This is a genomic window from Pseudomonadota bacterium, assembly GCA_018823285.1.
Lineage (GTDB): Bacteria > Desulfobacterota > Desulfobulbia > Desulfobulbales > JAGXFP01 > JAHJIQ01.
On the sequence record JAHJIQ010000063.1, the window covers coordinates 1 to 20,745 of the forward strand.

Here is a 20,745-nt window from a genome sequence, read left to right on the forward strand (position 1 = left end):
GGGCATCAACAACAAGATTAAACGATTGAAGAGGATGGCCTACGGCTACAAAGACGTTGCCTATTTCCTCCTCAAAATCCACCAACACTGCGGACTGCTTAATCCACGGCTTTCAACTTAAAGACGAATGAACCAAATATTATGATTAAAATATTGTTTGTATCCCCAAGTAATTTTACTACATCAAGCGAGTTAGTGACAATTCCTATAGGACTGTCATACATAAAGAGTTATTGCGAAAATAACATTTCGTGTTCTATAAAGATTGTTCACCAGATAAACAAAAAAGTTATTAGTGATGAAAAGCCTGATATTGTAGGTATATCGTGTTTTGCAGCAACATTTGGTCACGCTTTAAAGATTTCACTTCTTTGTAAAGAACTCGGAATCCATGTTGTTGTTGGCGGAGAACAAATTACAACTCTACCCCATATAATATCTAAAGACATTGATGTTGGAGTAAGGGGAGAAGGTGAACACACCTTCCTTAAGCTACTTCAGATTTATGATAATGGATGGGATAAAAATAAGTTAAGGAACATCAATGGACTCGTCTTTTATGATGATGGGAAACTGGTCCTGACGGGATATGCTCAACCTTTGCTTGATCTTGATGACTTGCCTATACCAGATTTGCTTTATGGGAATAAGTCAAGTGATATTCTATGTCTTATGTCTTCAAGAGGCTGCCCCTATCGTTGTGCATATTGTGCAACGGGATATCACAATAATGTCCATTGGATGTCTCCTGCAAAAGTAATTGAGACAATAGAGTTCCATCTTGATAAGTATCCACATATCAAGCGAGTTAAGTTCTGGGATGATTTGTTTACGGTGAAATTTGAGCGAGTGGAAGAAATTGCGAACCTTATGCAAGCTAAAGGGCTTACAGAAAGAGTGGTTGTAACTATATGCACACGTTCAGACCATATAAATGAATCGCTTTTGAAAGTATTGAAAAAAATGAACTGTACTCATGTAAGTATGGGATTGGAGTCCGGGTGCGATAAGACACTTAAATATATAAATAAAATGACTACCGTCGAGAAAAATCGCCGTGCCGTCGAGCTACTTGACAAACATGGTTTTGACAGTGAAGCTAGTTTCATAATAGGATTTCCGGAAGAGACAACAGAGAATATCAGACAAACATATGATTTTGTTAAAAGTTCACCTATTAAAAAAATTCAGGTTTTCTTGCCGATGCCGTATCCTGGGACCAAAATTTGGGAGTTTGCCATGGAAAAGGGTCTTGTCTCTGAGAATATGGACTGGGAGCGCCTGGACCTCATTGCAACCATGAATCAACCCAAACAGGTCCTTGACGAATTTATTGTTATTGCCCAACGAGTTTCACGTGAGGAACTTTGTCGATGGATGTTGAAATTTCGGAGATTGAGACTTAAGAAAAGCGCCGTTTATGCCTTGCAACTTCTTTTCCGAGACCCGCGGTTGATTTTCCATAGACTCAGGAGAGATCTGGTGTTTTTCTTACGAAAAGTTGTCTTTAAACCGGATTAATTGGTTCTTTTTTCTCTACAGAAAGTGTCTGAATAAACATTTCAGTGAATTTCCTCCAGGTATACTTGGAAGAGATTTTTTTTGATTCTTCGCTCATTTGCTGCATAACGGTTTTGTTCCCAAGATGGTTGCTGATTGATTTTGCAATACCAGAATTATCCATTTTTGGATCAAGCAGATAACCGTTTTTTCCGGGACATATTATATCAGTGGGTCCTCCTCCAGAGAAAGCCATGACTGGTAACCCGACACTGTTAGCTTCAACAATTGCAAGTCCGAAAGAGGCGTTTTTCTCCATTAAAACCATGAGATCGGCGTGTGTGCAGTAGCTGTATACTTTTTCGGATTCAACATAACCACAGAAGATAATCTCCTCTTTCAGGTGCAAATCAGTCACCTGTTTTTTAAGTGATGACAAGCAAGGACCATCTCCAACTACCAGTAATCTGATTACAGGGTGGTTTTTTTTCAGAATTGCTACAATGTCAATCAATCTGTCGACATGCTTCCAAGTAACCAATTTGCCGACACAAATCAGGGTTTTGCCTTTTCCTTCTTTCAGGCGTAAAGAGATTTCTGATGGGAGTCTAACCAGTGTGGTCGGTGCAGTAACGCCGGGGGGGATGACTTTCACATCAACAATTCCGTAAATATCCTCGATCCATTGTTTGTAACCTTTCGAAAATGTTGCAACGTAGTCAGCTTTTCTTACTGCAGCTCTGTCGAACGGTCGATACACAGTTTTGAATATAGGTACAAAAAATCCTAATAAACCTCCTGATATAGCGGTTTCTTTGGTTGTGTCATAGGCGAATCTGGGTGGTTGGAAACAAAAATACAATGTGGGTTTTGTTCGTAAGAATGATTTATAGAAGAACAGACCAGGAATAACTCCTTCTGTATGAAAACAGACGGCATCAGTATTTCTTTCAATAAAAAAAATAAGTAATACAGAGGAAAGCAAATCAACAAAACCGCTCAAAAGGACATTATTGTATTCCTTTCTGAGGAATGCCGGAAGCGTGCGCAGCTTTATTTTGTTGTCTAGGCATTCCTGCATGTTTTCAGGGATATTGCAGGTTAGGACTGTGTTGTCAATACCGATTTGGGAAAGTTCCCGAAAGAGATTTAATAAGACCGGCTCTCCACCTCCATGAAAAGTTTTGAAGCGGGGACATATATGGGTTATGTGCATAATATATTGTCTTTGTGGCTACTGGAATATATCCATATTGTCGTTAATCCACTCCACAAGCATTTTAATACCTTCGTGTGGTTTAGTTTCGGCCTTCCATCCAAGAAGTTTTTCAGCTTTGTGACAGTCAGAAATCCAGTAATAAAGGTCACCCCAGCGTTCACCTCCGAAGTGATATTCGATTTCTCTCCCTAACAGCTCCTCCAGATAACTAAGGCACTCAATGAGAGAAATAGCCGTCTTTTCACCCCCACCGATGTTGTAGATACCCGGCACCTGTTTTTCATAAAATGCATGAAACGCTTTACAGAGATCAGTTGCATAAAGAATATCACGGACTTGTTTTCCTGTGTTGAAGATAGTAATCGGTCTGTTGGCGAGAGCTCTGATGGAGAAGTTGGCCACCCATCCGTGATCTTCTCCACCGAATTGGCGAGTACCATATAAACCCGTTAGTCTGAAACTGGCGGCTTTTACCTTGTATGTATCTATAAAAGTGCGGACATAACATTCAGCAGAGAATTTAGATGCGTGGAGGGGGGTTAAGTTTCCGGTGAGGACAGTTGCAGTTTCGTCAATTGATGCAGGATTCCTGATGTATCTTGTCTCAGCTTCGCTCAGTGTGCTATTGATATCAGTGCCATAAACATGAATTGAAGCACATGAAACGATAGGTATGTTGTGGTTTCTTGCAGCTTCAAGAACGTTGTAAGTGCCGACAACATTGCATGTGAGGTCAAGATATGGATCTGCGGTGGATAGAGTCATTGCAGGCTGGGCTGCGGTATGAACGATATAATCACAGCCTGAAGAAGCATTCAGGACTTCATCAATATTTCTTATATCGGCTTTAACGTTTTTGACGCCCATGTCTTCCAGGAAATTCCAATTGAAATTACGGGCTTTTTCGGCATCATATCCTGTTTTTTCAAGTTCATATTTCGTCATGTTGTCGATAGAAACAACATCCCATCCTATATTTCTGTAGAATTCACAGACATGTGAGCCTATAAAACCACACCCTCCTGTGACAAGAACTTTCATAACACTACCTCTTCCTAGAGTTTTTTGAACATCATCTCGGCCGAAGCAATATCTTCTTCGGTATTAATATTTATATAACCTTTACCAATATTGAAAGATTTAACCATGTTCCCTTCATCAATTGAGCACTGGATCATGTCTACCAACTCTTTTTCACCTCTTATCTGGTTGATAGGGGTGTGAGAAATAAACTCAAAAATGTCATTCCTGAAGATGCAATTACCTGTACCCATAATGTCATTAAGAGGGTTCCTGGGTTTTTCGATCAGTCTGTATACAAATGAATTTTGGTCCTGAATGATTGCATATGTTTTAGAAATGTTTTGCCTGTTGGTCGCCTTAACAACTCCACATACCACAAATATTTCAGGATTATTGAAGAGTGTCATCATTTCCCGGTGACGAGGGTTGATAAGAATTTCGTCTCCAAGAAATGTCATGAAATCACTTCCGTCGAGGGCTTCACGTGAGCAGTCGATTGCGTCGACCAGACCTTTTTGTTCTGATTGGATAACATATCTGATTTTTGTGTTTTTAAATGAATTTCCGAAATGATTGATAATATCTTCGGCTCTGTAGCCGACTACTATAACAATTTCTTTAACCCCTGCTCGAATGGCATTAGAGAGGCTATATGATATAAGTGGTTGACTATCGAAGAGCAACATACATTTATTGGTTTTTGCGGAGATACCTTCCAGCCTTTTGCCTCGGCCACCGGCAAGAACAAGTGCTTTGATCCCTGACATTTTGTCTCCAAGCGGAACAGATAGGATTTATGATATGCCATGTGATAAGAGCGTTATAGTACATGGCGCCAGGAGCCAAGATCGTCAGAATGTTTGATAGGCTCTTCAGTATATTTATCTGATAATTGGCAATGACTCATTATATCCTGATAACTTTTTTCAGGAAAAGATTTTATTATATGATTGATCCAAGTATTACGCCAATTAAGCATGAACTCATTCTGTTGCCCTCTGGCTGTTGCTTTTAAATATTTACAGTAGCGAATTAAATCTCCAAGAAGAGATCTGATACGCATAAATCGATATTTTCTATATGTTGCAACTTGGTCGCAAATCAGATGTAACCAGATTCCGGCCCCGATAAACCACCATATTCCGCTAAAATGAATAGCCGCTAACAAACTCAATATAGCCGTGTCATAATTGTGAAAAAGGTGAATCCTGGGGCCGAAATATTCCCAATTGCTATGCTCTTTCATAAAGACATTAGGATTAAGAAGTATCCGTTTTTCGTGGATCATATAAAAGAAATAGTGGTCTGCATCAATCAACACGGATGTGATGATCAGAACAACAGACTTTGGAGAGGAGCAAATCGTAGCTGGGATTGATGCCACAGCACCAACATATAAATGCTCTTTGACCGTCATGCGCTATACGTCGGGAAATTCAAAAGGGTAATTATTGATCCAACTCTTGGATAACATCTTCATATCGCCATTTCATGTTGTCTCCCATATAGTGACTGTAAAATTCTTTCAAGTTGAAAACTTCGCCCGTATGAGTATTCATGATTCCGTATTTTTTTTCGCGTGGTAGGGTGTTGAAGACACGACATCCTGCACACTGAATAGGGATAGGTTGGTCTGGTTTGTTGATTATATTCCTAAGTGTTTTATATGGTTTACTTCTCCAATGGGTCTTGAAATCATTTTCGAATAAATCTCCCAATGAATATTTTTTTATGAATTCACGATTGTTTGAAATGAAAACCGCACAGCATTGAGAAATAAGACCTGGCATAAAGATGTATGGTTCCATCCATGCTATGCAGCAAGAAGGATCTGGTAACTCATCTCTGACATTTGTACCGGTGAAATTTATAAAAAGATCGTGTTTACTTGCACGTTCATTGGCATCATCGATGATTTCTTGGGGGATGTCATCAAGCTGCATATGAAGTATCTGTTGGAATGCCAACATGCGGGTAACCCCAATGCGCGATCCGGCACCAAAATCAGCTCTTTTCCCAAGGCTGGCGATGAAGTCGACATAGTCAGGAATTTCATGAACATTCTTTTTCATTGCGATGAAAGTGAAAGTGATTTCAGGGATAGGAGTGTTCTTTTCTTTCTTCGCAGCAATTAATTTACGGATATTTTTTTGAACATTATCAAAGTCGCATCCGACTTTAAGTTTTTCATATGTGCTTTTTGTCGCACCATCCAATGAAATAATTATTCCATCCATATCATTATCAATAACTGCCTCGACGGTTTCATCTGTCCAGTCACTGAGGTGGTCGACCATGTAGCACATGATTTCCTTTTCTTTTACATATTTGATGAAACTAAGCATGTCTGGATGCTCAAATGAACTCCCTTCTCCAACTAGGCTTATCCAACGTAGACCAGGGAATTGTTCAATGATGAATTTTACTTCTTTATAAGTAAGCTGTTTTTGTACCTGGGCTTCGGGTTTCCACCAAGTATGTTCACAATGTAGACATTTCTTGCTGCATTCAGTGCTGATCTCCAGTTCTATTTGGCGAGGGAAATGATACAATGACGGGAAACGACGAATAATCGGTCCTGCAATAAACCAGAAGACCCCTGCCCCACCAGGTCCTACTGGTGTGAATAATTTAACCGCCAGGAATATCCACGCAGCTTTGAGACCTCGTTTACGGAGAAGATAAAAAAATGTCTTTGAGTAACTGATGCCGATGACGAACAGCATTCTCCACATTCTTCCCATGCCGCCTTTTTGAGCAACATGGTACAAAGGGGCAGGTAAGAATGTTCTTAGAAAGCTTTTTTGGGGAAGGATAGGGTCTGTCATTATCTGATCTCACATATAAATGAATCTAGTCAAAAGAGCTTGTTGTCTATAGCAATAGAAGTCCAACTGGAAAATTACTCAGGTTTAAATGCAATAATCAATATACCGGCTCCTTTTTCAGGCCTGCTATTTCTTCCCATCCAAGAAATGAAATTGAGAAGAGGATAAATCATAGCATATACGAGCTTGTTTTTGGCCTCAGCTTTAGTAATGAGATATGAAATGTTATTGCTGACGTTCTCGAGAAAACCGTAGGTGTAGCAGGCTTCTTTGATTTCGAGTCCGGCCTCTGATATTTTTCTGGTAATATCATTCAGTGTATAACCTGGGCGGTAATGACCAGGTACATCGAAGTTTGTCTGAAATGTGAAGATAAACCAGCGACGTTCATAAGCTGGAACATGTAGTACTAGTTCCCCCCCAGATTTTAAAGCTTTGGCCAGGGATGTCAATGCCTGGTGGTCGTCTTCTATATGTTCAATGTTGTCTACGGAAAGAACTAAATCAAATTCATCAGTAAATGATAATGCTGATACATTCTGTTGTTCGAAATAAACATTCTTGAATTTGGCTATTTTGGCAATAACTGAATTTTTTCTTAACTGATTTTGGTCTGTGTCGATACCTCTAACTGTGGCTTCGGGAAATTTCCGGGCCATGAGGTAGGTGAACACTCCCCGACCACAGCCGGCATCAAGGATTGAGGTTGGGTTTCCAGAGATTTTAGGCATGATTCGTCTTATTCTGATCTGTAAACCGTTGATTGGTGCCCCGAAAATCCTGATATAGAGGCGTTCAAGCAACCCAATATCCGGATCATATGCCAATTCTGAACCATGCAAAATATCACCCTTCTATTACTGTAGAGTTTGCCTGATAAGATGACAGCCCTCTAAACATCCAGGCGTTACACCATCGGAGAAGAGTGAATTTTTTGGTGTAGCTGGATTTCTTCTGATAATAAAAGCGTCCACTTGCATCATACATATTCTCCAGGGCCCAGGTAAGTATTTTTTCAAGTAGCTCCCGGTAGTCGTAACCGTTGGCAGTTGCCTGCGAAAAGGTGATAAGGCCCTGGGCTGAACCGTGTATGTCATGGGGGAAGTTTTTGTCACTCATCCAGCGGGGTGATCCGTCCATGTTGAAAAGTTGTTCGGCGTAAAACTTCAACCCGGTTTCGTAATTTTTCTTCCAGTTCCAGTCGTCGCTTGATTCCATATAACGCCACAGAGCGTCGAGAATGAATCCTGTGTGGTAATTGTCGTGACCGATTAGTGAGTCTCCCGGCGGGTCGGTGTAATACCAGGCCCCATAATCGGTCTGCTTGGAAACCACAAAACCAACGAGCCTTCGGGCCTTGTCAAGAAGGGGGGCTTCCTTCGACAGTTCGGTATACTGACTCAGCACTGCGCCGACAAGAATGGAGACATCCATTACTTTCATAGTCATCGGCAGGGGCATATAGCCAAGACACAGAACGTCAGGAGTGTCGAGTATCACGGTCAGGTCATTCAGGAAAAAATTTATGGAACTCCGGACAGTACTCAAATAGTCTGGGTTGCCGGTAACCCGGTAAGCTTCGAGGAGCGCTTCGCATACAAAGGAGGTGACGACCGCATTGGGGGTATGGGGGGGGGCAAAGAATCCGAGATCTTGCCAAGGGTACGGATATCCCCAACTGGTTCCAGACCATTCCGTGGATGGGCTTTGAATTCTCATGAGCAGGGAGAGAGCCTGTTCGGCTTCGTGAAGATAGGTCTCGTCCCGGCTGTGCTTAAAGCGATCCAATAACCCCAGAGTGAAAAGAGCGATACCCTTCGGGTTGATAGTCTTGGCCACTCCGAGCAGAGGTCTGATGTTTACCGGAGCCCGCATAACGGTCTGGATTGCAATGATTCGCGGCCATTTCGCCCAGCCCAATAGCAGGTTAAGCAAAGAGCTGTTCAGACCATCATGTTTGTTATAGCCTATAAACCCCTGGTTTTTGCTCCAGAGGTAAACACGGTCTAGTACCTGATTGACGTTTAGTTTTTTTTCGACCATTGGGGAGTTTGACTATTGTTTTGGAACACATCAATCCAGATATTGGTTCCGATCATCAGGTACAATAGGAAATAGTGCCATCGCAATCTGGGGCTTGGTTTGGCCCGCATGATGTTATTAACAAATCGGGGGTTGAAAAGCCCTTCTTTTTCAAGCCTTTCCCTGGGAAGATATTTGTGGGCCAGAGGCTTAAGGTGACTTTCAAACAACAGGTGGACCGGAATCTGGAAACCGCTTTTGGGTCGATTAAGAACAGTTTTCGGTACCCACGCTGAGACTGTGTCTTTCATCAATTTTTTTAATTTTCCGCCTGGGATTCTGGTAGAGCTAGGTAATGCCGACAGTGCACCTGCTAGATCTTCATCCAGGAACGGCACCCGCACTTCAAGACCGAAAGCCATGCTCAGCCGGTCTTCCTGGAGAAGAAGGTCGTTGACCATTTTATGCTCCAGTTCAAAATCGGCACAATTTTTTACCTGGTCATCGCCCTCGGGCCACTTGCTCTTCAGAAAATCGAACATGTCAGGGAGATCTTGGGAGAGCATTCTCTCCCCATATATTCTTGTCCTCTCGGTTGGGGAATCCCAGACATTTCTGAGAATTCCGTAAGCACGAGAAAAATCGGGTAAGCTTTCCAGGACTTGACCGCCACGGGAAAACTCTTCAGTGCGAAGCCCAGGGTGAGAAAAAGTTTTGTGAATAGTTTTTCCTGCAACCTTGAAGAGGAAATCTGGCAGGTACTGGCGAAGCGTGGTGAGGTTGTGTAAAAATTTATGAATGTTATAGCCGAGGAAAATCTCATCGCCACCAAGACCAGATAGGGCAACTTTAACATTCTTGCTTGCCAGACGGGCTACCATTGCAGATTGATATGCATTGACTTTTGGAACTTCGAGATGCCAGATCATTCGGTGGAGATTTCCCTCCAGGTCGTCGTCAAATTCTTCCTGGATGTTAGAAACTCCAAAAATACGGGCTGTGGTAGCAGCCTGATGACCTTCAAGGGGTGAGTCGCCGGTTCTGATAGTGAACGTGGGGAATGCAATCGGGGGAGTAGCGGCACCTTTTAGTGACAAGGCCAGTATGGTGGCTGAATCTATTCCGGCAGAAAGGTAGCTGCCAAGAGGAACATCGCAGACAAGTTGTCTCCGCACAGCTGTTTCAAGGAGTTCGCGGCACGAATCAGCCGGGATGTTTTTTGGGGTTGGTGGAGGTTCAATCGCCCATTTTTTTATGGAGAAGCCGACGGTTGTCCAGTGAAGAAAATGTCCCGGAGGCAAATGGTTTATGTCTCTGAAAAATGTCTTTTCCCCGGGAATATAGCGGAAATTCATTAGCATGTGCAGAGATTTGAGATCAAGATCAGGGGTAGTATTCAAGGCTCCAACAATAGCTTTGATTTCTGATGCGAAAAAAAACCGGTTGTTTTGTAATCCATAGTAAAGCGGTTTGATACCATACCGGTCACGGATCAAGAAACCTTCTTTGTCGTGGTTGTCCCAGACTGCCAGGGAGAACATTCCCCGGAAAACTTTTACAGCTTGAATTCCGTCCAGAGCAAAGGCATTCAAAACGACTTCGGTGTCGGAGTTTGTTTTGAATTTTACCCCCCTATTCTGGAGTGTTTTCCTGATTTCCCGATAATTATAAAGTTCTCCGTTGTATGACATCCAATATCGCTCGTCTGTGGTAGCCATGGGTTGCCGGCCGCCGTCGATATCTATTATTGCTAGGCGGACATGACCCAAACCGGCACCATCAAAGATTTTCAGGTCACGTCCATCTGGGCCGCGATGGGCGATCATGTTCAGCATGCTGTTGATCAACCTGTCAGGAGGGGCATCAACTGCGGCATTGCCGAAATATCCGCAAAGGCCACACATTATGAAGCTCTGTTCTCGGAGAAGGTATTCTGGAATTGTTTGATTGAATCCGGGTAGTTCAGGGTCAAGTCAGCTACAAACTCTGCGACATCAATTGTATCAGCAAGTAGTTTGTCTTTTCTGGAATTCCATGTATGCTCAGGAGTATCAAGAATTTCGGTAATTGTCGCTTTTATCACCGACCAGTCCAAGTCTCGAACATTGTAGACCAAACGGTACTTTTTTTCTTGCTCATCGGTATAACCACGACCGGTAAATGCGGCATATAGAGCAGGAACTCCCAGTACCGCACATTCAGATGCCATAGTCGCACTTTCTCCTACGAACATGGTTAAATGACCCATTAAATGATGAATGTTTTCAGGAAGACCCCGGTATTCGAATTTCCTAAATTCAGGGGGGAGCTGACCTTCAGCGGAAATCATCACATTGCCGTGATCATCGAGGAAGCGCACGGTTTTCATTAACAAGTCCATATTCCAACCTTTGTCAACCATATCGTGACTGGCCTGCCAGGAAACAGTTCTTATCAGGAAGTTTTTTCTGGCAGGGTCCAGCCCGCATGTAATGGCGATATTAAGGTCTGGTTGAAAATGGTTGGGGTGAAGATAGCTTAATTCGTGATAGCCTGGATATTTTAGATGCCAGGGGGGAAGCCAAGCCTGGTAACATCTTGGAGTGACGACCAGGGAGGTGAAGGGGTATGTGATCAGGTTTGAAAGATTTGCATTTTCCGTATCGTAGAATACGATAGAAGGGATACGGCGAAGAAAACCTGTTTGAGCTATAAAAATTCCACCGATACCGACCATGATGTCCGGTTTGTCCAGACTGATAAGTTTAAGCAGTTTCAGGTTCCTGGTTATGAGTTCTTTGCCGAGACCAATCACCCCCCCACCAAGCGAGGTAAGAATCTTGTGAGGAATTCCCAGGGAATCAAGAAGCTCGGTGGCGATTTCTTTGCGGCGAGAAGTAACAATTATCTCACAACCGTGTTTACCCCAGATTTTTATCGGATTTTTGAAGAAATGAACGTGGGCGGGATGACCAATGTCAACCAGGATTTTCCTGACAGGTCTTTGAGGATTATTTTGTCCGGTCATATTTCAGCTGGGTAATCTGTTCTGAAATCAACCCCATCATGAAGATGATTATTGAAGTAGTCAGTAGAAGAGCGGACATATTTGAGAACCGATGTGCATTAATAAATGTATAAACGTAATAAGCGATTCCGCTTACAAACAGAACAGTGCTGACCGGCAGGAAGATTCGTAAAGGGGAAAAAAGGGTGGCGATTTTGATGATAATAAGGAGAAATCGGCTGCCGTCTTGGAATAACCTGATTTTACTTTTGCCTTTTCTGGTTTTGACTTGAATCGGTACATATTTGATACTAAGGCCGCTTCTCAGATAGGCCATGGTCAGGGTCGATGGATACGAAAAAGTGTTGGGCAGAAGATAAATAAATGATGCCACAGAAGATTTTTTGACCAATCGGAAGCCGCTTGTGAGGTCTTCTATTTTAAATTTTGACACATATGAAGCAAGACGGTTGTAGATAAAATTTGCCATTCCTCTGTGCAATGATGCCTGGCCTTTCATATTTCTGGCCCCGACCACCATGTCATATTTGTCTTTATGCTCAAGTAATTTTGAAATATCCTCTGGTTCATGCTGCCCATCAGCATCCATCATGACTATCCATTCGCCGGTTGCGACTCGCAGGCCGGTTTTGACGGCTGCTCCATTGCCAATATTATATGGATGCGGCCAGACATTTGCCCCTGCATTCATAGCTGCGCTGGTTGTACTGTCAGTGGAGCCATCGTCGATAACTAATACTTCGAAATCCGGATATAATTTCCGGATTTTAGTTACAGTTTCCTTGATTTGTCCTTCCTCGTTATAAGTCGGAAGGATTATGGTTACCCTGCAAGAGGTTTTTTCATGATTCATTTTTTCATTTTCATACGTAGTTTTGTTCTGGCTTGTTCCCAATACAACCAATGAGGATGATCAGGGTAAATTTCCAGGAGTCTGTTGATGCTCTCAAGTGCTTTGTTGTTCTCACCAACAACCATATACAGTTTAGCAGAAAGTGAGAGAATGGGGGGGAAATCGTTATATTTTTCAACAATTTTATTGATTGTTTCGATCTTGTTAGTATCCGATATGTGTCCTTGGAAGTTCATGCCAAGGGATAATTCCCAGACAAATCGGTCGTCGGGATATTTTTTCTTCAGTATTTCAAGAATGTTTCGGGCCATGAATTTGAGGGGTGAATAATGTCTGTTGATGAAATTTACAGTGCTTATCAATACACGATAACTTACATCGCTTTGAAACAAAGAGTGATTGTTAATGTCGGAATCAAATTTAGCTTCAGTGTTACGGGTTTTTTCTTCGTTGAGAAAAATACCCAGACTGTTGAATTTGTTCTCATCAATTTCTTTGAGAGCGTCCAATGCTGATTTTGCCAGAAAATAATCTCTGGCATCGACGGCAATATGAAACATGTTCTCCATCACATATGCCCTTTTGGTATTGTTTTTATGCTGGGGACTAAATATTTCACTCGTAGAGGAATCAGCAATTTCAGATAAAATCAATGAAAGGGCATTATAAATATATTGTTCCTTGTGTTTGTTGGATCTTGATTTTAGTGCCTCTTTAAATGATTCTAAAGCAAGTTCCGGTTTTTGGTTTTTTTGATATGCTATTCCAAGAGTATAATACATAGTCGGCAAACCAATCATGTTTGCGTTAGGAGGAATGTTTTTAAATAATTTCTCTCCCTCGCTTAAAGCTTCCTGAGTCATGTTATCGTTAAGATATGAAGTGATGATGTTATTCACTGAAGAAATATACTCTTCATTGAAAGTGTCACCTTTATCAATTGCTTCACGAAAATATCTTCTGGCTTTTTCCTGGTCACCCATCTGTCCGTATGCCAACCCAAGATTTGCAATTGTGCGAGGTTTGTCTGGTGATTTTTTGTAACAGTCTTCATAGATTGTGAAGATGTTATACCAGTCATTGTTTCGGATAGTCGTTAAGATAGAATTAAAAGAAAGAAGCATTATGATTATAACGATAGCAACGCCTTTTATATCAATATGATGATATTTTGTTTGAATGGTTTCAATTGTTTTTGCAATAATATGAGCTATCGCTATAAATAAGCCTATTGATGGTAAATAAAGGCGGTGCTCGAAAACAATTTCAAGGGGAATAATTGTTGATTCGATGATCAGATTAAGAAAAAACCATAATATCCCGAAGCTAAGTAAAGGATTACGCCTTGTGGTTATAAAGGCGAAAAGGATAGTGCCACCAATGATCAGGATGGCCAGAAGAGTAGAAATAGGATCAAGTAAAGATGATGAAATTGTAAAATCGTGATCCAGATTCATTCTTGAGGGAATAGGATAAAACAACAGGCTGATATACCAGACCACAACTCGTGATTCAGTTAAAAGCCTTTCCCATATGCTGAATGTCCGCATTCTGTATCCGTTAAGGACCAGGTTGCGAAACGGTTCTTCGGCGAGTGGAATTATTAGCAGAATTAGAACAAAAGATATCACCCAGTAAACGGGTTTTATTTTCTTTAGAAAATCAATGATGAAGTCTTGAGATATGAAATAATATTCCAGCATAATAATTGCCAACGGTAAGGTGATGCTGGTTTCTTTCGACATAAACGCACAGAGAGCACAAGTCACGGTCAGTGAAAAGAACAGAACCTTTTTATAAAGAATGCTCTCTTGTCTGCCAGAAAGATAGAAAGCAAGTGTCGCGAGATAAAATAATGCGCACAAGGATGTCATTCGCTGGACTATGTAAGTAACCGAGTTGGTTTGTACAGGATTAAGTACCCAGAGTCCCGCTGCTATTGCTATGAAGAACGGTGCCGGTAGAGGGTTCAGAATATCATTTTTGTTCTTGCGTTGATAAAAATACAGTAATTTCTGCAAGAAAAACCAGAAAATCAGGAAGGTGAATAAATGGATGCATATGTTTGTAAGGTGATAATCCATCAGCCGGCCCTTACTGAAATAATGATTCAGGGCGAAGGTGAATACCGGAAGCAGCCTGCTTAAACCGAATCTGGTATCCGTTAAACCCGATAATGAGTCGAGTGAAAGATCGGGTAAATAGAGTCTGGATGACTCTAAAAAAGCGCTTTTATCATCTAGTACAGTCGGGGAGTTAAGAGTGTTGCTGTAAGAAGCAACTGTAAGAATGGTTATAATGACAAATAAACTTATTGGTCGACGGACAACTCCATTAAGAAAGGGGCTTTGTTCCATTGTTAATGAATAAATTGCCAGATTTGATATGTATCAATTTTTTCATAAAAAAAACTGTATCCTCTGATTTCCAGAGGATACAGTTGGAATTATCCGAATATGTTTGTGTTACGGGAGGTTAGCAATACCAAGCTGGCTGGCAAGTGTGCCGGATACAACCCAGTCGGTGACCTTGAAGTCTGCAGCAGTTGTTGGCGCGAAGTAAATAGTTCTGCCGTCCATTTTATAAAGTTTCGAGGTTGAGTTAGGTGAATCGATTACAATCTGAAGGGTTGTTACGCCGCCCTTTGTAATAAACGCAACATTGAAGTAGGTTGTATCAGCATCACCCATAACCAGGGCTTCAGTGTCAGTGAAACGCTGCTGGGTTGCATAGATCAGACCGATATTGGTTTGGATAGAGTGCGAACCGGGGAAAACAAGAGCGGTGAGTCTTGCTTTCTGGATGTAGTTGATGTACGCCGGGATGGCGACGGCGGCCAGGATACCGATGATGGCGACAACGATCATCAGCTCGATCAGGGTAAAACCTTTCTCTTTGTTTTGCTTCCTCAGCATCTTCAGCATGTTCTCTTCCTCCAGGAAAATAAGTTTGCAGGTTAACCTGTTGCCGCTCTCAGACAATCATCGAACAGCATGAATTCCAAATGATTACTAAAAATCTACCACAAATGAACAGCAAAAATCATACAACTTTTTTAAAAAAATACAATGATCTTAAATGCATATAGCATGCCTGAACTGGTATTCTGTATAGTGATATCCATAAAGTGTTGATACAGCGATGAAATTATAATCATGGGGTTGTCTTTGTATACGTCAACACAGAACAAAAAAGATCACAAAAATGATTGTGTGACAAAAAACGTCAGTGTAATGGGTGGAACGGGTGACAAAAAAAGTCATATAAGAGATTGTTGACTGGCATGGTGATTGTGTGGCTGGGGTGCAAGGATTCGAACCTTGAGATGCAGGAGTCAGAGTCCTGTGCCTTACCGTTTGGCTACACCCCACCGAGACTGAATTTGCCACCTTTTTAGAAAAATAGAGGGTACTTGTCAAGTAATTTAATTTGCGAGAGATCGGTGTCGCTGACTGGTTTTTCTAGGAAATGATGAACCCTGCATAACCGACAACCCGGTTTTCATTGCCACTGGTTTCTCCCGAATCCGTATAACGGACGAGTTCGGCATTGGTTGCGCCAAGATCAAGGGCTGCGCTGAGGGCGATGGTTGTCGGGATAATCCCGCACATACTGATCTTCATTCTCATGACACTGTCATACAGTCCCTCTGGATCAAGGGACAGGATCCTGTCCAGGGCGTACTTGTCTTTTCTGGTGGCAGAGGATCTTGATTCATAGTGGGTCATGTCGGTACTTGCGAGTATGAGGACGGACTTGCCGTATTCCTTGATCGCAGATGCAATCTCTTTGCCTATTTGCAGACAGGTTTCGACGGGGATCCGGGAGACAACGATCGGCGTAATTCTGAGTGACGGTTGGAGTTTTTGCAGGAACGGCACCTGAACTTCAATGGAGTGTTCGGATTCATGGGCGGATTCGTCGGCCTCAATGACATCCGAGTGTTTTATGAGGAGTGCGGCAAGGTCTGAGTTGACAGGTACTCTGCCCAGTGGCGTTTCCCATTCTCCTTTGTCCATCAAGGCAAGGGGGGGGCCGATGCCGTGATGGTTGGGACCGAGGATGATCACGTCTTCCGGGATGTTGATTCCGGCAAATGTTTCACCGGCCACACCACCGGAGTAGATGTAACCTGCGTGGGGAGAAACTGCTGCGATGGCGTCTGTTTTGTCTGTCGGTGATACCGATGGAATGAGCTCTGACAACATTTCAGAAAGAGCATCTGCATCTGCCGGATAGAATTGGCCTGCAACTGCCGGAAGTCTCAACATTTCGTTACCTCCGCCTGTGCCTGGCAAATGGTTAATAAGAAGAATGGGCCGTGGTGTTCATGATTTATTTACCTGCCAGGTCGTTCCTTCGGCGCCATCCATGAGTTCAATGCCCTTGGCGAGGAGCATGTCTCTTATTTCATCGGCTCTCTGCCAGTTCTTTTCCGTGCGAGCATTTTTTCGTTGCTCAATGAGGGAGTCAATCTCTTCGGGAGTAATATCGAGTTCTGTTGCTTCAGCATTTCTTTTGTCATTCAGAAATTTTTCTGCAGGCTCAGTGAGTAGTCCCAAAATATTGGCTATTGTGATCATAGCACGAGAACTCTCTTTAAGAAAAGTGATATCTTCGGGAGATGGGGTGTCCGGCATCGACTGGCGGATCCGGTTCAGGTCTTTTACCGTCTCAAAGATTGCACCCAGCCCCTGAGCGGTGTTGAAATCATTGTCCATTGCATCCTGAAAGCGGTTTGCAAGACTGGTGATTTTATCTTTTTCAAGGTCGGTGATGATCGATCTTTCGCCGCTCGGGTTATCAGGCAGGTTCTCGATATCTGCAACACAGTTATAGAGGCGTTCAAGTCCGGCTGCGGCATGTTTCAAGGCGCTTTCGGAGTAATCGAGAGGGGTCCGGTACTGGGTCGAGAAGACAAAAAATCTCAGGACTTCCGGATGATGATCCTCAAGAACTTCACGGATGGTGAGGAAGTTGTTGAGTGACTTGGACATTTTTTCATCTTTAATGGTCACAAAACCATGGTGGATCCAGTTCCTGGCAAAGGGGTGACCGGTGCATCCTTCACTCTGGGCGATTTCGTTTTCGTGATGAGGGAAAATCAGGTCCTTGCCTCCGCCATGGATATCAAATGTGTCTCCCAGAAACTTCCGACTCATGGCAGAGCATTCTATATGCCATCCTGGTCGGCCTGGCCCCCAGGGGCTTTTCCAGGTCGGCTCGCCTGGCTTGCTCCCTTTCCATAAGGCAAAATCCATGGGGTGTTCCTTGTTCTCGTTGACCGATATTCTGGCCCCGGCCTGCATCTCTTCAAGTTTGCGCCCTGAAAGCTTTCCGTAGCCATTGAACTGTTCAACCCGGTAATACACATCATTGCCGGACTGATAGGCCAATCCTTTTTCAATCAGTTCATTAATCATCCCGATGATTTCAGGGAGATGTTCGGTGGCTTTCGGTTCCTGATCGGGGTCCTCAATCTTGAGAGCGGCCATGTCTTCGCGAAATTTCTGAATGAATCTTTCGGAAAGTTCTTCACAGGTTGTATTCTGTTCGGCGGCTCTCTTGATGATTTTGTCGTCGATATCCGTGAAATTTCGGACGAAATCGACCGTGTAGCCACGATATCTGAGGTATTTGACAATCATGTCGAAAACGAGGGCGGAACGGGCATGACCAATGTGACAGTAATCGTAGGCAGTGATCCCGCAAACATAAAGCCGCACCTGTCCGGGGGTAATCGGTTCAAAGGGGGTCTTGGTGCCAGTCAAAGTGTTATATAATTGAAGTGCCATTGTTTATTTAGGTAGAGAGTTGTTTAAGTTGTGGTGGAAGTGCACTGGAAAAGATGTTATACCTGTTTCGCTTTTTTTGGGCAAGGGGACACCTGGTGGATCGTCCGGGAATTATTCGGGATTAGCCGGCCAGGAATATTTTTTTTTATCGCCTCTATATAGGAATAATTATCTCTTAATGAAAGTACTAGAAAAACAAGAGCTTGGCAATGGCATGATGCTCTGCGTGGAAGATGCTTCGAGGCAGGTTGCCGGAGATCGCTTTAATATCAGGTTGATTTGCAAACTGACAGTCCCGATAAGAGATCTCTGGTTTTCCGGAATGACTGAATGTCCGGATACGGTAATGATAATAAGAAAACGCCTTGGTGAGACGCTGGAATTTCAGATCGAGAAACAGAGGAATTTTGTTGCCGAGTCTGAAAAAGATGAAATTGTAGCTGAGCTTGTTGGTCAGATTCACACTAACCTGGGTGAATACCTTTCTTCCGATCGCTTCCCTGAAAAGTTGTTTGCTGCCAGATATAAAGAAGAAAAAGAGAAAGCGGCAAGAGCTGAATTCGATGAAGTGATTGACTCGCAGGAAGAGGATGAGGGGCCGGCTGACTTCTCGTCCTGTTTTGTTGACAAGTGATAATCCGTCCTTCTTTGCTTATATTATAGTTCTTGACAAAGTTTAAGCTTGGCATAATATTTCCACCTTTTAAAATCAGAAGAACATCTGCTCTGACCTTATTTGATGGTTGTCTCAGGAGGAGCGGGATAAATATTGCCGTCGATGACAGACGGCAGACTACAAGGAGAGATCATGAAAGTTCTGATTAGTGATAATCTGGCTCCGGTTGGTGCACAGATTCTGCGAGATGCCGGTCTGGAAGTTGAAATAAAAACCGGTCTTGCCCCCGAAGAGCTGATTAAAATTATTCCTGAATACGATGGGCTGGTCATCCGCAGTGCCACCAAAGTGACTGCTGAAATCATCGAGGCTGCCGACAAGTTGAAAGTTGTCGGCAGGGCAGGAATTGGCCTCGACAATGTCGACATTCCGGCCGCTAGCAAAAGGGGGATCGTCGTCATGAATGCGCCCGATGGCAATTCTACCACCGCTGCGGAGCATGCCATTGCCATGATGTTATCCATGAGCCGCAAAATTCCTCAAGCCACCCGTTCTATGAAAGAGGGGAAATGGGAGAAGAAAAAATTCTCCGGCCGCGAGGTGACCGGGAAAACCCTCGGTATTATCGGCATCGGCCGGATCGGCAGCATTGTTGCCGACCGGGCTCAGGGGCTGCGCATGAAAGTTATCGCCTTCGATCCGCACATGCCGAAGGAGCTGGTTGAAAAACTCGGGATCGAACTTGTCAGTCTCGATGAACTGTGCAAACGGGCCGATTATATTTCCGTTCATGTGCCGTTCACCAAGGAGACCAAGAATGTGGTTTCCACCGAGCAGTTCAAGACCATGAAAAACGATGCGATGTTTATCGACTGCGCCCGTGGCGGAGTGTGTGATGAAGCGGCTCTTTATGAAGCGCTGAAGAATGGGGAGATCGCCGGGGCGGCCCTTGATGTTTTTGCTGATGAACCCACCACTCTCGAAAATTGCCCTCTGCTGTCCCTCGATAATTTTATCTGCACTCCCCATCTTGGCGCTTCAACCTCTGAAGCGCAGGAGAATGTTGCGGTCGCGATTGCTGTGCAGATGTCCGATTACTTGCTGAAGGGCACTGTTACCAATGCGGTCAATGTGCCTTCGGTAAGCGCCGAAGTCCTTTCAAAAATCGGACCGTATGCCTCTCTGGCGGAAATGCTTGGCGCCATGCATATGCAGATTGCCAAAGGTGGAGTTGAGGAGGTTAATATCGAGTTTGTCGGTGACCTTGCCGAAATGCAGACCGGACCAATCACCGTGTCGTTTCTGAAAGGGCTTTTCACACCCATCCTCAAAGACGCGGTAAATTATGTCAATGCACCCCTGATTGCCAAGGAAAGGGGGATCAGGGTCATGGAATCCAAGAGTGAACAGTCTGATGACTTCACCAACCTGATCAGGATCAAGGTCAAAACCTCCGAGGCGGAAAATGTCCTGACCGGAACAGTTTTCGGCAGGAATGAACCCCGCCTGGTCAGAATCAATACCTTCCGGCTTGAAGCCATTCCTTCCGGCCCCATGCTCTATGTCTACAACAAGGACGTCCCCGGGGTGATCGGAGCTCTTGGTACAACCCTTGGGAGTTTCGGCGTCAATATCTCCAGAATGACCGTTGGGAATGAAGAGGAAAAGGGGCGGAACATTATCCTGCTCAGCACCGATACTCTTGTGAACAAAGAACAGTTGCAGACGGTTCTTGATCTTGAATTTATTGATGACGCCCTGGCGCTTGACCTGCCGGTGTATCTGTAATGTTTTTCCTGTGAACCAGAAGGCTGTTTTTATACCTTGCTGGTGACGGCGTAAAACTGTTGCAGTTTTGTTATTCTATTTCGGGGATGATTTT

The 20,745-nt window shown here is 43.4% G+C and carries 17 protein-coding genes, 1 tRNA gene and 1 pseudogene; 4 read left to right on the plus strand and 15 right to left on the minus strand.

Translation table 11 applies throughout. The features are described from left to right. Positions 1-121, plus strand: a 121-nt coding sequence (locus KKG35_13895; protein ID MBU1739220.1) for a transposase, incomplete at its 5' end; no start/stop codon positions are given. A 20-nt stretch (positions 122-141) separates the two neighbouring features. Continuing rightward, on the plus strand, positions 142-1,521 hold the full coding sequence (locus KKG35_13900; GenBank protein MBU1739221.1) for a B12-binding domain-containing radical SAM protein: 1,380 nt from the start codon (positions 142-144) through the stop codon (positions 1,519-1,521). On the opposite strand, the gene KKG35_13905 is transcribed toward KKG35_13900, so the two are convergent. From KKG35_13905 to cysS, 15 genes and pseudogenes are all read right to left on the minus strand, one after another. After that, positions 1,508-2,716 carry a glycosyltransferase gene (locus KKG35_13905; GenBank protein MBU1739222.1) on the minus strand — a complete coding sequence of 403 codons (1,209 nt, stop codon included), beginning with the start codon at positions 2,714-2,716 and terminating at the stop codon, positions 1,508-1,510. The two genes, KKG35_13900 and KKG35_13905, sit on opposite strands and share 14 nt — an antisense overlap. A gap of 18 nt (positions 2,717-2,734) precedes the next feature. Beyond that, the gene (locus KKG35_13910; protein MBU1739223.1) at positions 2,735-3,760 is read right to left on the minus strand and encodes an NAD-dependent epimerase/dehydratase family protein; all 1,026 of its coding nucleotides are present in this window, start codon (positions 3,758-3,760) and stop codon (positions 2,735-2,737) included. A gap of 14 nt (positions 3,761-3,774) precedes the next feature. Next, entirely contained in the window at positions 3,775-4,500 is a 726-nt protein-coding gene (locus KKG35_13915) for a nucleotidyltransferase family protein (GenBank protein ID MBU1739224.1), read from the minus strand. Positions 4,501-4,562: 62 nt separating this feature from the next. Next, positions 4,563-5,159, minus strand: coding sequence for a hypothetical protein (locus KKG35_13920; protein ID MBU1739225.1), 597 nt, complete (start codon positions 5,157-5,159; stop codon positions 4,563-4,565). Positions 5,160-5,190: 31 nt separating this feature from the next. Beyond that, complete coding sequence (locus KKG35_13925; protein MBU1739226.1) at positions 5,191-6,570, minus strand: SPASM domain-containing protein; 1,380 nt, start codon at positions 6,568-6,570, stop codon at positions 5,191-5,193. A 74-nt stretch (positions 6,571-6,644) separates the two neighbouring features. Continuing rightward, entirely contained in the window at positions 6,645-7,397 is a 753-nt protein-coding gene (locus KKG35_13930) for a class I SAM-dependent methyltransferase (protein ID MBU1739227.1), read from the minus strand. Between the two features lie 19 nt (positions 7,398-7,416). Further along, complete coding sequence (locus KKG35_13935; GenBank protein MBU1739228.1) at positions 7,417-8,613, minus strand: hypothetical protein; 1,197 nt, start codon at positions 8,611-8,613, stop codon at positions 7,417-7,419. Further along, positions 8,595-10,496 (minus strand): asparagine synthase (glutamine-hydrolyzing), encoded by a 1,902-nt coding sequence (gene asnB / locus KKG35_13940; protein MBU1739229.1) that lies wholly within the window; start codon positions 10,494-10,496, stop codon positions 8,595-8,597. Before asnB ends, KKG35_13935 begins: the two co-directional genes overlap by 19 nt. Then, complete coding sequence (locus KKG35_13945) at positions 10,496-11,599, minus strand: DUF354 domain-containing protein (GenBank protein ID MBU1739230.1); 1,104 nt, start codon at positions 11,597-11,599, stop codon at positions 10,496-10,498. Before KKG35_13945 ends, asnB begins: the two co-directional genes overlap by 1 nt. Beyond that, on the minus strand, positions 11,583-12,452 hold the full coding sequence (locus tag KKG35_13950) for a glycosyltransferase family 2 protein (GenBank protein MBU1739231.1): 870 nt from the start codon (positions 12,450-12,452) through the stop codon (positions 11,583-11,585). The genes KKG35_13945 and KKG35_13950 overlap by 17 nt, the downstream gene beginning before the upstream one ends. After that, complete coding sequence (locus KKG35_13955; protein ID MBU1739232.1) at positions 12,449-14,536, minus strand: tetratricopeptide repeat protein; 2,088 nt, start codon at positions 14,534-14,536, stop codon at positions 12,449-12,451. The genes KKG35_13950 and KKG35_13955 overlap by 4 nt, the downstream gene beginning before the upstream one ends. 711 nt (positions 14,537-15,247) lie before the next feature. After that, positions 15,248-15,367: pseudogene (locus KKG35_13960) on the minus strand (prepilin-type N-terminal cleavage/methylation domain-containing protein). 380 nt (positions 15,368-15,747) lie between these two features. Then, positions 15,748-15,822, minus strand: a tRNA-Gln gene (locus tag KKG35_13965). A gap of 91 nt (positions 15,823-15,913) precedes the next feature. Next, a complete protein-coding gene (amrB, locus tag KKG35_13970; GenBank protein MBU1739233.1) occupies positions 15,914-16,723 on the minus strand; it encodes an AmmeMemoRadiSam system protein B in 810 nt (269 codons plus the stop codon). Between the two features lie 57 nt (positions 16,724-16,780). After that, complete coding sequence (gene cysS / locus KKG35_13975) at positions 16,781-18,247, minus strand: cysteine--tRNA ligase (GenBank protein MBU1739234.1); 1,467 nt, start codon at positions 18,245-18,247, stop codon at positions 16,781-16,783. Between the two features lie 178 nt (positions 18,248-18,425). Here cysS and KKG35_13980 point away from each other — a divergent pair, with 178 nt between their 5' ends. Then, positions 18,426-18,881 carry a hypothetical protein gene (locus KKG35_13980; GenBank protein MBU1739235.1) on the plus strand — a complete coding sequence of 152 codons (456 nt, stop codon included), beginning with the start codon at positions 18,426-18,428 and terminating at the stop codon, positions 18,879-18,881. Between the two features lie 174 nt (positions 18,882-19,055). Beyond that, complete coding sequence (serA, locus tag KKG35_13985; GenBank protein ID MBU1739236.1) at positions 19,056-20,651, plus strand: phosphoglycerate dehydrogenase; 1,596 nt, start codon at positions 19,056-19,058, stop codon at positions 20,649-20,651. Positions 20,652-20,745: the final 94 nt, after the last annotated feature.